Annotated in this window: 12 protein-coding genes; all 12 read right to left on the bottom strand. The window is 44.3% G+C overall.

Annotated features, from left to right (window positions below; translation table 11 throughout):
- Position 1: 1 nt before the first annotated feature.
- Entirely contained in the window at positions 2-220 is a 219-nt protein-coding gene (locus tag BUC50_RS03010; protein WP_013048378.1) for an ATP synthase subunit C-like protein, read from the bottom strand.
- A complete protein-coding gene (locus BUC50_RS03005) occupies positions 205-2,112 on the bottom strand; it encodes a V-type ATP synthase subunit I (RefSeq protein ID WP_286677135.1) in 1,908 nt (635 codons plus the stop codon). Before BUC50_RS03005 ends, BUC50_RS03010 begins: the two co-directional genes overlap by 16 nt.
- Positions 2,113-2,164: 52 nt before the next feature.
- Positions 2,165-2,512: a hypothetical protein gene (locus tag BUC50_RS03000; RefSeq protein WP_213700408.1), complete on the bottom strand. Its 348-nt coding sequence runs from the start codon at positions 2,510-2,512 to the stop codon at positions 2,165-2,167.
- Positions 2,505-2,963, bottom strand: coding sequence for a CBS domain-containing protein (locus tag BUC50_RS02995; RefSeq protein ID WP_013048381.1), 459 nt, complete (start codon positions 2,961-2,963; stop codon positions 2,505-2,507). Before BUC50_RS02995 ends, BUC50_RS03000 begins: the two co-directional genes overlap by 8 nt.
- Before the next feature lie 7 nt (positions 2,964-2,970).
- On the bottom strand, positions 2,971-4,581 hold the full coding sequence (locus BUC50_RS02990; protein WP_286677134.1) for a WecB/TagA/CpsF family glycosyltransferase: 1,611 nt from the start codon (positions 4,579-4,581) through the stop codon (positions 2,971-2,973).
- Positions 4,582-4,893: 312 nt separating this feature from the next.
- Entirely contained in the window at positions 4,894-6,075 is a 1,182-nt protein-coding gene (locus BUC50_RS02985; RefSeq protein WP_213700405.1) for a M20 metallopeptidase family protein, read from the bottom strand.
- A 148-nt stretch (positions 6,076-6,223) separates the two neighbouring features.
- Positions 6,224-7,495: a serine--tRNA ligase gene (gene serS / locus BUC50_RS02980; RefSeq protein WP_013048384.1), complete on the bottom strand. Its 1,272-nt coding sequence runs from the start codon at positions 7,493-7,495 to the stop codon at positions 6,224-6,226.
- Positions 7,495-7,980 carry a 6,7-dimethyl-8-ribityllumazine synthase gene (gene ribH, locus BUC50_RS02975; RefSeq protein WP_013048385.1) on the bottom strand — a complete coding sequence of 162 codons (486 nt, stop codon included), beginning with the start codon at positions 7,978-7,980 and terminating at the stop codon, positions 7,495-7,497. The genes serS and ribH overlap by 1 nt, the downstream gene beginning before the upstream one ends.
- Before the next feature lie 21 nt (positions 7,981-8,001).
- Positions 8,002-9,243 carry a bifunctional 3,4-dihydroxy-2-butanone-4-phosphate synthase/GTP cyclohydrolase II gene (locus BUC50_RS02970; RefSeq protein ID WP_013048386.1) on the bottom strand — a complete coding sequence of 414 codons (1,242 nt, stop codon included), beginning with the start codon at positions 9,241-9,243 and terminating at the stop codon, positions 8,002-8,004.
- A gap of 32 nt (positions 9,244-9,275) precedes the next feature.
- Complete coding sequence (locus tag BUC50_RS02965; RefSeq protein WP_013048387.1) at positions 9,276-9,935, bottom strand: riboflavin synthase; 660 nt, start codon at positions 9,933-9,935, stop codon at positions 9,276-9,278.
- Entirely contained in the window at positions 9,917-11,026 is a 1,110-nt protein-coding gene (gene ribD / locus BUC50_RS02960) for a bifunctional diaminohydroxyphosphoribosylaminopyrimidine deaminase/5-amino-6-(5-phosphoribosylamino)uracil reductase RibD (protein WP_013048388.1), read from the bottom strand. The genes BUC50_RS02965 and ribD overlap by 19 nt, the downstream gene beginning before the upstream one ends.
- Positions 11,004-12,479 (bottom strand): excinuclease ABC subunit UvrC, encoded by a 1,476-nt coding sequence (locus BUC50_RS02955; RefSeq protein ID WP_013048389.1) that lies wholly within the window; start codon positions 12,477-12,479, stop codon positions 11,004-11,006. Before BUC50_RS02955 ends, ribD begins: the two co-directional genes overlap by 23 nt.
- Positions 12,480-12,534: the final 55 nt, after the last annotated feature.

The following is a 12,534-nucleotide window of genomic DNA, read 5'->3' as shown; positions in this document are numbered from 1 at the left end:
CCTAGGCAAATTGTAAAATCAACATAATAGCAACAACAAACCCAAGGATGACCATGGTCTCTGGAATTGCTTCAAGGATAATCATGACACCGGCAGTTTCTGGTTTCTCAGCAATGGTCCCTGCCCCAGCGCTGCCTATTTTCGCCTGAGCCATAGCTGTGGCAAATGCAGGGATTCCAACAGCTAAGGCAGCTGCTAGTGCTATTATTCCTTTTTCCATCGAAGTTCCCTCCTCCGTGAAAACGGTCTGTAATTTTTACCGCCACCTACGTAAAATTTGCCCATGAACTCCACGTAATGTAACCGGGCTGCGTGTATGCTCGACCCGCCTATGGCCAAAACAAAATTTAGCAAATGGATACAAAGAGCCAAAAACAATCCTAAAATAGAAAGACCAAAGACATCTACGAATTTTGAAGCGACAAGAGCAAGTATGGCGGATGATAGTCCTATGGCCGCAATGCGTACGTAACTTAAAATATTCCCTAGTGATCCGAAGGACTCAACAAGTCCTCCTATGCCGCCACCAGCAATAAGAAAAACAAGGCCTAAAATTAATAGAGAAATTGCCATAGTAAAAAAGCTCTCTGGCAGCCAGCCTTTAAGCCCTACTAAAGCACAGATCAGAGCGAAGATAACAAGAAGGTTTCCAGCTTTCTCCATCCAGACATGCCTGTTCTTAGTTTTCACCCCTTCATAGAACCCTATCAACAGTCCCAAAATGATATGAGCAGCGCCCAAAACCACTGTAAAGATCATAACGGGCATAACTGCATGGGAGCGCTCGAGCCATAAGGGGTTCAAGTGAAAAAGACGATGGGCGAGGTCGCCAAAGAACTCGCCGTAAGCGGCCCCCCAAAAGATGCTCCAAAAAGCTAAGAAGATAAAAATATATCCCACATTAGAGAGTATCTTTTTTTTCTTTTTACCGTAGAGCCAAAGCCCTAAAAGCAAAATAAGCGCTCCGTACCCCATATCTCCAACCATACAACCCGCGAAAAACGGGAAAAACAGGGCGATCACAGCTGTAGGATCAGCGGTTTTATAACGCGGAGGTTGTAAAAGTTTTAGAAAAATCTCGAAAGGCTTAAAAAGGGCTCGATTTGAGAGGGATGTGGGCACATAGTTCCACTCCTCTGCAGAAGGATAGCGCCATTGGATAAAAACATTTTCCCCAAACTGCTCTTTGAGACGAACTACGGTGAGCTCAAGTTCATCTCCAGGGATCCACCCTTCTATAAGAAAGGCGTCATCAAGGGAATGGGCCGCATTTTCAACGAGAAGCGCTTCTAGTTTCTCATCGGCAAGTATATAAAGGGCTGCGAATTTTGGTCCCCAAGTGAGGGCTGTTTCCCTTAAGTTCACCTGCAATTCTTCAAGGCGGCGAGGGATCACGCTTATTTCTTCTTTTATTGCATCAACAGAATCTAAAAGAACTTCCCGTTCGAATCCGGCTGGAGCTTTCCAGCGTATGGCATCATAGGAAACAAGCACTCTAGAAACAACATCCGCATCCTGACCTAATACACTGATTGCAAGTAAGGTTTCATCGCCGCTGTGGCGATAGGAATGGTGGCGAAGATATTCTCTGTCTTTAGCTGGTGTTGCCTGAACAATTTCGTTGCGAAGAGTAGATAGAATTTCAGGAATATTCTCTCTTTCAACCCACCATAAGGAAACAAAAACTCCTTGACTTGTTTCTTCTTTGATAAAGGAATGAAAATGAAAGAGGATATCTTGGGATCTTTTTAGTTTGTGATGCAGCTCTTGCAAAGAATTTCTTTCGTTAAGGGTGGAAATGAGACGATCTGAAAACTGATCAAGGCTTTCGTTTACTTCTGAAATTATTTCGTCAAGAGGCAGGCGCATGCTTTTTCGGGCATGTTCAATATCGCTGTCTTTCAGACTAGCCCACTCTTTCCACTCAAGGGATTCTAACATCCCCAACAGCTTTCCCCTCAATAGTCGCAGTTTGTCAAGATGAGGTGTCGACATATCCGTCGACCTTGGAAAATCAAGATGAAGAACCCCGAAATCATGTAAAGACTCTATTATTTCGGTTTTGCGGCTTGAAACACCCCATATGGCAAATTTGAGCATATCACGTATCAAGAGAGTATCTTCCTTTCTCTCAGCCCACCCGCCTCCTCAGTCTTCTATTTTCTTAATTGCCGTTGTTTGCTTTTTTTCTTTCGACTACAGCAACAGCATTTATCCCTTCATCTATTAAGTTGCCTAAACCTATAGAGCTGTTCACCTTCTCTATAAGTTGTGAGAGAACAGAGCGAAGTTCTTTCTCATATTCTTCTGTTTGAAAGGCAACTTTCATTTCTCTGTCTTTCCACTCATCCTCAACTTGTTGAATCGTAGCCTTTTCCATTTCCTCTAGACGAGCTAATGCTCTTTTCTTTTGTTCCAGAAGATTTTGTTCTTCATGTTCATATTCTTCTTCAAGTTTTAAACGAAATTCATCTATTTGTTTCTCCACAGATTGAACTTCGAAGTTATTCACTATCCCGTTCCTCCATCACATACTCGCAGAAAGCCTCTCGATTGATAATTCCTATAAGCTTGTTCCCTTCAACAACGGGAAGCCTCTTTATTTTTTTTCTCAACATGAGATCAGCCACAGTCATGAGGCTGGCAGAAGGGGGTACTGAATAGGGGTTTTTTGTCATAAATTCCCTTACTACCTTTTTACCTAAATTTTTGAAACGGTCAACAAGATGAATCTCCCCGTTATTTAAAAAAGAACTCTGAGCAAGTATTTCCAAATATGTGGGAATAGCTGCCTGCAATATATCAGTCTCCGAAAGATAGCCCACAAGCTCCCAATCTTCTTTTACAACAGGTATGCCTGATAAATTATGACTGTAAAGGATGTGAACAGCATCCTGTATCAGATCTTCTTCCATAACGGCAGTAAGATCACGATGCATTAGTTCCCCGGCACACGTGTTCAATGTGCTGCTACCTCCTCACTATACCCAGTTTCGTTAGCAAAACCCTGACAGCAAAAGCAAAGAGGTCCAGGTCCCTTTTCCAACGCCAAGGTTCCTGAATAAGGCGATATAACCATTCCAGACCTGCTTTTTGAATAAAGAGAGGAGCACGGGAAAGGTTCCCTGAAATGACGTCAAATGACCCTCCTACACCAATGGCTACCAGGTCACCTAACTCTTGACGATGGGCATGGATCCATTTTTCCTGACGTGGAATTCCCATTCCTACAAAAAGAAGACGTGTCCCGTTCTGTCGAATTTCTTCTATAATCCTTTTTTCTTCAGCAGCCGAAAAATAGCCATGTTGAACTCCAGCTACTTTTAGCCCAGGATAGAGAGCCTGAAGTTTTTTCGCCGCTTGATCCGCAATATCAGGTTTTCCCCCAAGCAAATAGACTGGCCATTCTTCAGCACTTGCTGTACGACAAAGCTGAAGCAAAAAATCAATGCCCGTAATACGTTCCTGAATGGGTTTCCCAAGGAAACGCAATGCCCAGATTAATCCTGTTCCGTCTGCCAGGGTAAGGGCTGAGTGAGAAACTATCTCTTTATACTCCTGATCCTTCACTGCCGTCTGCACGGCCAACGAATTTACAGTGGTGATAAGGGAACACCCCGTATTTTGAATAAGAAGGGAGTGGACTTTTGCCACGGCATAGTTCATGGATACATTGTCGAGAGCGACACCCCATAATTCAGGGCGCGCCCCACTTGGAGTTTTCAGAGACATAAGCCTTGAGAATACGGGGATCATTGTCAAGCCCGCAAAAAAGACCAATACACTTACGAAAAAGACTGTCTGTTGTCCTGCAGTAAGCTGAAACATAGCGATAACAGCACCTACCAATGCACAAATAGAGGTAATGAATTTTACAGCACTTGGGTGGTCTATGCCTTTCCCAATAAGGCTGCGATAGATAACCATGGCACCTTTAGGGTTGGCTGAAAGCGCCATACTGGCAAAATGAAGGGACGTTTCCATCAAGGGGATGGCAAAAAGCCCTAGAGGGAGCACCATCATGGTGCTAAATGTTATTCCTTTACTCACGCCAAGAAGGGATGTGCCAGCTACAAGAACCCCCCAAAAGGCGGAGAGGGATTCTCCCAGGCGGCGATACATATGGCCATGACGGCTCCAGAACACGCCAAGAAGCAAAAGACCAGTCAAACTTGTATAAAAAGCATCTGGCAAATATTGACCTGACATGATTGTAGCTGCCAGCAAAATTGAGAATGTCACGGCAAGAAGGTGGCCAGCCATGCCGGGGATGTTGTCCAGTTCCTGTATAAGAATGGGGAAAACCGCAAGCCATGCGCCTGTGAGAGCTACTGAAATAAAATCATTCAAATAAAGATACTCTCCCTGAGGTAATCCTAAAAAAGTTATTTTAGGACCCGATACAGCGAAAAGAACGCCTAGTAAAAAATAGATCCAGCGTATCTTTTTCTGAGGGTAGACATGCTGATACATCCCCACTACAGCCGCGATAACTGCTGTTCCTGTAATGAGTGTGATCTCAGGATCCCCTGACCATATGCCGCTAACCATCCAAGCTCCAATGAGCAGTATGTCTCTCAAATAGTTATATTGGCTATTCTCCAGGGAACGCCTGCATAGTCTTTGAAAGAGAAAGCATGCGAAGACGAGTATGAACATGAAGACATAGAGATCAATCTCGAATAGTAGAGATTTTACGTTGACTATGACAAGCCCACCTTTCCTCAAGAGTAATTATAAAGAAGCTCATTAAGATATTTTATCAATTTTACAGTGCTTTTGCACTATTTCCTTAAAAAAATAAAAGGTTATCTATTAGATTAACACATTGAGGAAGCATATTCATCAATGTAAGCTGATTCTGAAGATGACTACAAGAAAAACAGTGCAAAGTCACTCGCTGATCTTCTTAAAGCCAAATACAATTTCACACAGTGCCTTTACACCTATAACAAGTATCTCATCATTGAAAACATAGTTGGGAGCATGTATCGGTATCATATCGTATCCTTCCATATCATTTCCTATATAGAGAAAAAGGCCCGGTATCTGTTCCTGAAACAAAGCAAACTCCTCACACCCCATTACTGGAGTAAAGTTATCGGTTACCATGTCTGGCTCAAGTGCTTTCTTTAGAATTTCGTAAACCTGGGCTGTCAGACAAGCATCGTTGTTGACTGGCGGCATTATGCGGTCATAGGTTATTTCAAATGCTGCGCGAGCTGCTTGAGTAATACCCTTAACTATCTCTTCTATGCGGATTTGAATAAAATCACGCACTTTAGGATCAAAGGCACGAACGGTCCCGTCTAAGGTTACGGCTTCTGGAATGATGTTTACAGCCGTTCCGCCGCTAATCTTCCCAATGGTAATTGCCGCTGTTTCAAGAGGATCAATCTCTCGACTAATGATGTGTTGAAGCTGAGAAATTACATCAGCAGCAACAACAATCGGATCAACTGCCAAATGGGGCCATGCGCCATGTCCGGGTGTTCCAATTATTTTCAGTTGAAAGATATCACTGGAAGCCATTACGGGGCCCGATTTAACCGCCATAACACCTTGCTTGAGTCCCGGCCAGTTATGAAGAGTAACAATGGCATCCACATCGGGGAATTTCAGTCCGCCCGCCTTAATGATTTCGGCCGCGCCGCCTGTGTCTTCTTCTGACGGCTGAAAAATGAACTTCACATTTCCATTTAGTTTATCCTTGTACTGAGACAATATTTTGGCAGCTCCCAATACAATCGCCATATTACCATCATGTCCGCAGGCATGCATGATTCCACTGTTTTTAGAAGAATATTCTACACTGGATTGTTCTTCAATGGCCAGCGCATCCAGACAAGCTCTCAACCCAATGGTGAAACCATCGTTTTTACCTCGTAGAAGACCTATAACACCAGTTTCTCCTATGCCAGTTTTCACTTCAAATCCTAGCTTTTCCATGTAATTCGCCACTTTTGCGGCGGTACGAAACTCCTGGAAACCAAGCTCCGGATAACTGTGCAAATCTTTCCTGATAGTTACCAGCTCATCTTTAATTGCGGCTATTTTATGATCCAGTAGTTTCATCCCATAGCCCCCTAGTCTTATTATCTATGCCCACAAGTAAAGGTGTGAAAGAGCATTGACCGTCAACGCCAATGCTCTTTATTTGTTACTTTATTTGTTTGAGACTACCCACAAGGTAGTTTCTCCTATGGGTTACCTCTTCCACGCTTCACCGTATTTCTTTCATTCCGCCCATATAGGGAACGAGTGCCTCCGGAATTTCCACAGAACCATCTTCTCTCTGGTAGTTCTCGAGAACTGCGATCAAGGTTCTGCCTACAGCAATACCAGATCCGTTAAGGGTGTGTACATAACGCGGCCTTCCTCCATCGGCAGGCTTATAGCGGGTTCCCATTCTCCTCGCCTGGAAATCCTCACAATTACTGCAAGAGCTGATTTCACGGTATTTATCCTGGAAGGGAAGCCAAACTTCAAGGTCATAGGTTTTGCTTGCGCCAAAGCCCATATCTCCTGTGCAAAGCGTAATAACCCTGTAGGGGAGCCCCAGTTTCTGCAGAACTTCCTCTGCATTAGCTGTAAGTTTTTCAAGCTCATCATAACTATTCTCCGGTTTGCTTATTTTGACAAGTTCTACTTTGTCGAACTGATGCTGACGCATCATTCCTCTTACATCCCTGCCGTAGCTTCCTGCTTCTTTTCTAAAGCAAGGTGTGTAGGCTGTGTAATATAGAGGCAAAACTTCTTCAGGGAGAATTTCCCCACTATGAAGATTGGTTAAAGGAACTTCTGCAGTCGGGATAAGCCAGAGGTCTTCTCCCTCACATTTGTATAAGTCTTCCGCAAATTTGGGAAGCTGGCCAGTGCCCTGCATAGTCTGTGATGAAACCATAAAGGGGGGCTGTATCTCTTTATATCCATGGTGTTCTGTGTGAAGGTCGAGCATAAAATTAATCAGGGCTCTTTCAAGACGGGCGCCAGCACCTTTAAGGACAGTAAAACGGCTTTCCGCAAGAGAAACACCCTTTTCAAAGTCAAGAATTCCAAGCTTTTCCCCGATGTCCCAGTGAGCCTGAGGCTCAAAGACAAATTCTTTTGGGGTGCCCCATTTTCGAACTTCCATGTTGTCATTTTCATCTTTACCCACAGGAACGGAGTCATGAGGGCGATTAGGCATCTGGAGCAGCAAGGACTGCAGCTCCTGGTCTATTTCCGCAATCTTGCTGTCTTTTTCCTTTACCATCTGCCCAAGATTTTTCATTTCTTCCATAAGGACATCGGCATCCTGACCGGAAGCCTTCGCCTCTGCAACTTTACGGGAACCTTCGTTTCTCTGGGCTTTTAGATTTTCAGTTTCAGTGAGCAGGGATCTCTTTTCCTCATCAAGAATCACTATCCTGTCCACATCGAAATCGTTATTTCTGTTTACCAGAAATGCTTTCACTTCTTCAATGTTGTTACGTATCCATTTGATTTCAAGCATTAATCTTCCTGCTCCTTTCCCGTTCTGAGTACCTTTAAGAGATTAGCTGTTTCTATGAAAGCCAGAGCTGACTCAGCTCCTTTATTTCCAGCTTTGCTACCAGCACGTAGAAGAGCCTGCTCAAGGGTGTCACATGTCAAAACACCAAAGGAGATAGGTGTTCTATGTGAGAGTCCTACTGTTGCGAGACCTTTTGCCATTTCGGAGGATACATATTCAAAATGGGGTGTATCACCTCTAATAACAGCTCCAAGAGCAATAATGCCATCAAACCGGCCTGAAAGGGCCGCCTCCTGAGCGACCAGGGGAAGTTCCCAAGCACCGGGAACCCAAATAATTTCGATGTTTTGATGTGAAACTTCATGACGCAATAAAATGTCTTTTGCCCCTTCGATCAACTTTGACGTAATGAGCTCATTAAAGCGTGAAGCTATTATACAGACCTTTAAACCAGTTCCAATAAGTTTTCCCTCTGATATCTTCATTCGTACGTTCCCCCCCTTTTTCTATCGGAGAATATCTTTTAGATGAAGCAAGTGTCCCAGCTTCTCTTCTTTTGTGTTCAAATAACGCTGATTGAATTCGTTGGGTTCTATTACAAGTGATACTCGTTCTGTAATTTTAAGGCCATATCCCTCCAGCCCCACTACTTTTCGGGGGTTGTTGGTCATCAGGCGAATGGAACTTAATCCAAGATCTCTCAAGATCTGTGCTCCAACCCCGTAATCTCTCAAATCTGCTTCATACCCAAGGGCCTCATTGGCTTCCACGGTATCGAGGCCTTTTTCCTGAAGTTGGTAGGCTTTTAATTTATTAACGATCCCTATGCCTCGCCCTTCTTGACGCATATAGAGAACCACGCCGCGGCCCTCTTCTTCGATTCTTGTCATGGCTGAATGAAGCTGTGGCCCACAATCGCACCGCAAAGATCCAAAAACATCTCCTGTTAAACATTCGGAGTGTACCCGAACAAGAACATCTTCTGCCTCTCGCACCTCGCCCTTTACAAGGGCAATGTGGACACGGTCCTGATCTTCATCCAAAACATCATGGTAGGCATGGGCAATAAAGTCACCATAGGCTGTGGGGAGTTTAACTTCGGCTACTTTTTCCACAAGTTGTTCCCTACAACTTCTATATCGAATCAACTCTTCAATAGAGATAATGCGGATGTCATGAGCTTCAGCAAACTTCAAAAGCTGAGGCAGACGGGCCATACTGCCATCTTGGTTCATGATTTCACAGATAACCCCCGCGGGATACAGACCAGCAAGCCGTGTAAGATCTACTGCAGCCTCTGTATGTCCAGCTCGTTTTAGAACTCCACCCTTGCGCGCTGCCAGTGGGAACATATGTCCAGGCCGCAAGAAGTCCTCCGATTTTGTGTTTGGATCAGCAAGAAGCCGGGCTGTAATCGCTCGTTCTGCCGCAGAAATACCTGTGGTGGTTCCTTCCCTGGCATCGACACTGACAAGAAAAGCCGTTCCGTGACGGTCTGTATTGTCTTTTGCCATTAATTCAAGATCCAAGCATTGGGCCCTTTCAGCAGTGATAGGTACGCACACAAGCCCTCTGGCCTCTCTTACCATGAAGTTGATAATCTCTGTGGTGGCCATTTCCGCTGCAACCACCAAATCGCCCTCATTTTCTCGGTTATCGTCATCAACTACAATAACCATCTTACCATTCTTTATATCCTCAATAGCTTCATCTATTGAACTAAAAAATTGCTCCCTTCGCTCGCTCATAAATGCCCCGATCCTTTCCTCTTTCAGATAATTTAACTCCAACCTATCTCTCTCAGACGCTCAATGGTGATATCTGCTGAAGACGTGGTGATTTTTTCATCTTTCAGGTAATTCATAAATTTTAATACATATTTGCCTAAAATGTCTGTTTCAATGTTGATTATTTCACCTTCCCGCACTGTGCCAAGGGTGCAACCAGCAAGTGTCACTGGGATAAGACCTACTGAAAACCAGTTTTGCGTCACATCTATAACAGTGAGACTGACGCCATCAAGGGTTACAGAACCTTTTACTACAATCATATCAATAATATCTTTCTCTGCCTCTATACGCATGATCCTGGTCGTTCCCATAGAAATAATTTCAGCAACAGCACCTGTCCCATCAATATGACCACTGACTATATGACCATCGAAACGACCGCCCGCCATAAGGGCTCTTTCCAAATTAACGGAACTACCTGTTTTTAATAAACGGAATTTCGTCCGTTTCTGTGTTTCTGGCATTATATCAGCAGTGAAAGATCTATTATCATGGGACGTAACAGTAACACACGCTCCTGAAACTGCAACAGATTGGCCAAGAACAAGTTCTGAAGCAATCATCGGTGCTTCTATTTTTAGACGAACCACATCATCTGCAGGTGTTATAGATACGAGCTTCCCTATGCACTCTATAAGTCCGGTGAACATTCTGGAACCCCCTCTATCCATATATCCCGCCCCGTTCTCGACATGTTAAGCACTCTAAAACGAATAAGCTTGTCCAAAGATGGTACTACAATTTCTTTAAAAAGAGAAATTCCCTGTCCCATTATAGTTGGTGCAATAAAAAGAGATAGGCCATCTATCAGCTTTTCCTGGATAAAAGCCGAAGCCAAAGTTGCCCCGCCTTCGACAAGAACAGAATTAAGTCCCCGTTCTCCCAGTATGATAGCCGCGCTTCTAAGGTCGACTCGATTGTTTTTTTCAGGAAGATAATAGATTTCTGCCCCTGCTTTAGAGAGCTGATCGTGTTTACCCATTTTTTGAGCAGAAATACCCGCCAGAATGATGGCTCCATCACCCCTTAAAATAGCAGCATCTGCTGGTGTGCGAAGCATGGTGTCCACCACAATCCGAATAGGTGACCTCCCAACGGTATGGCGAACTGTAAGAGAGGGGTCATCGCGAAGCACCGTTCCTACCCCAACCATAATGCCGTCATGCTCCGCCCGTAACAAATGAGCCTTATTCCGAGATTCTTCCGATGTGATCCATTGGCTTTCTCCGTTGGGAAGAGCTATTTGTCCATCTATAGTCGAGGCAGATTTTAAGGTGAACCAAGGGCGCTGATCCCTCACCCTCCGAATGAATCCTCTATTCACCCATTTGCACTCGTCTTCAAGAACACCTGTTTCTGTGATGAGTTGGTTCGATCGGAGTATTTCAACTCCTTTCCCATTTACAACTGCATTGGGATCAACCATCCCTATAACAACCCGACTTACTTTAGATCTCGCTAATTGTGGAGCGCAGGGAGGAGTTTTACCAAAATGAGCGCATGGCTCAAGATTGACATAGACAGTGGCACCTTTCGCGCCATCTCCCGCGCGCTGTAAAGCCTCTACTTCCGCGTGAGGCATTCCATAGGATCTATGATATCCCTCCGCTACAATTGTATCCTCTTTTACAATGACACAGCCTACCAGCGGATTGGGAGATGTCTGCCCCGTCCCGCGGCGTGCGAGACTTATAGCCCGTCTCATATAATATTCGTCGTCACGCCTCTGTTTCAGACTCATTGTCTTCACCTCTGAAAAATGCAGCTATATTTTTGGCTAAAACCGGACCTATCCCTTTAACTTGCATCAGCTCCTCAGGAGTTAGTACAGCTATTTTTTTGACGCTGCCGAACGAGGAAAGAAGAGAAGCAGCCATGTGTTTGCCTACTCCAGGGATTTCTTCCAGCACCGAACGCGTCAAAACCATGCCCCTTCCTCGCCTATGGCTCTTAATGGCAAAGCGATGGGATTCATCACGAACACGTTGTAAAAGGCGAAGGACCGGATCTGTCCAATCAAGACGAATTGGCGGTTCTTTTTCGTTATGGTATATCAGTTCCTCCCTTTTCGCCAGGGAAATGGCAGGTATCTTTTCCATTTTCAATTCAGAAAGGGCTTTTTTCGCAAACTCCAGCTGTATAGGGCCGCCATCTATGAGAATAAGCTGAGGAAGAGGTTCGTTATTTTCAAGCATCTTGCTATAGCGACGTTTTACAACTTCTTCAATAGATCGAAAATCATCGATACCTTCAACGGTCCGTACTTTAAATCGCCTGTATAGAGAGGGGTTCGAAACCCCTTGTTCAAAGACCACTACGACACCATAGGTTTCGTGACCAGCCATATGGGAAATATCAAATCCGTCGATTCGCCATGGAAGGGTATCCATATGGAGAAGGCACTGCAATTTATTCAGAGCTTCCCATGTTTCACTATCGATATCCTCGCGAAGACTAGAAGATATCCGTTGACGGGAGAGGCGCCATATGGCGCTAATAGCATCACGGTGGCGTGCAGCTTTTTCAAAATCAAGGGAGTGCGCGGCTTCTTCCATCCGCTTTCGTATTCGTTCTACAAGTTCGGAAGATTGTCCTGTTAAAAGCAGAATAACATCGTCAACCCTTTCTCTGTACTCTGTTTCACTGCAAAGTGCTGCACAAGGTGCAAGACATCTTCCAAGGGAATAATTGAGACAGGGCCTTTTTTTCTTATCTGGCTTCACTTCTGCCTTACAACTCCGAAGGGGGAAATAACGTTCAGCCACTCTTAAAAGCGCCCTAACATCTTTTGCGCTGATAAAGGGACCTAGATATGTTGCGCCGTCGTCATCCTTATGCCGGGTAATTACAAGCCGCGGGAACGCGTCATCCGTTATTTTAATATAAGGGTAGCGTTCATTCATTTTGAGATCTATATTGAAAAAGGGCTTGTATTTTTTAATAAGGCGTGACTCTACAATAAGGGCCTCCGCTTCTGTTTCAGTTCGTATAACAGATATATCAGCAATGCTTTCTACAAGTTTACGCAAACGGGGAGAAGCAAAACCCTCATGTCTAAAATAAGACGACACTCTTTTTCGAAGGGATTTTGCTTTGCCTACGTATATTACTTTCCCTTCCTCGTCGCGCATGATATAAACCCCAGGGCGAAGGGGAAGATTTCTTATCGTATTTTTCAATTTTTGGTTTATCATTAGATCACCATTATATGAAGTATAATATGGTTTCTAAGCTCTATCTTCCTTTTAT

This window comes from Aminobacterium sp. EBM-42 (genome assembly GCF_001896635.1).
Classification (GTDB): domain Bacteria; phylum Synergistota; class Synergistia; order Synergistales; family Aminobacteriaceae; genus Aminobacterium; species Aminobacterium colombiense.
Note: the sequence above shows the minus strand (reverse complement) of the source record. Positions and strands in the feature narration are given on the sequence as shown.

Bases quoted from the DNA above. Each gene is read 5' to 3' on its own strand.
- BUC50_RS03010 (WP_013048378.1), bottom strand. From the start codon at position 220: ATGGAAAAAGGAATAATAGCACTAGCAGCTGCCTTAGCTGTTGGAATC.
- BUC50_RS02985 (WP_213700405.1), bottom strand. From the start codon at position 6,075: ATGAAACTACTGGATCATAAAATAGCCGCAATTAAAGATGAGCTGGTA.
- serS (WP_013048384.1), bottom strand. From the start codon at position 7,495: ATGCTTGAAATCAAATGGATACGTAACAACATTGAAGAAGTGAAAGCA.
- ribH (WP_013048385.1), bottom strand. From the start codon at position 7,980: ATGAAGATATCAGAGGGAAAACTTATTGGAACTGGTTTAAAGGTCTGT.
- BUC50_RS02970 (WP_013048386.1), bottom strand. From the start codon at position 9,243: ATGAGCGAGCGAAGGGAGCAATTTTTTAGTTCAATAGATGAAGCTATT.
- BUC50_RS02965 (WP_013048387.1), bottom strand. From the start codon at position 9,935: ATGTTCACCGGACTTATAGAGTGCATAGGGAAGCTCGTATCTATAACA.
- ribD (WP_013048388.1), bottom strand. From the start codon at position 11,026: ATGAGTCTGAAACAGAGGCGTGACGACGAATATTATATGAGACGGGCT.
- BUC50_RS02955 (WP_013048389.1), bottom strand. From the start codon at position 12,479: ATGATAAACCAAAAATTGAAAAATACGATAAGAAATCTTCCCCTTCGC.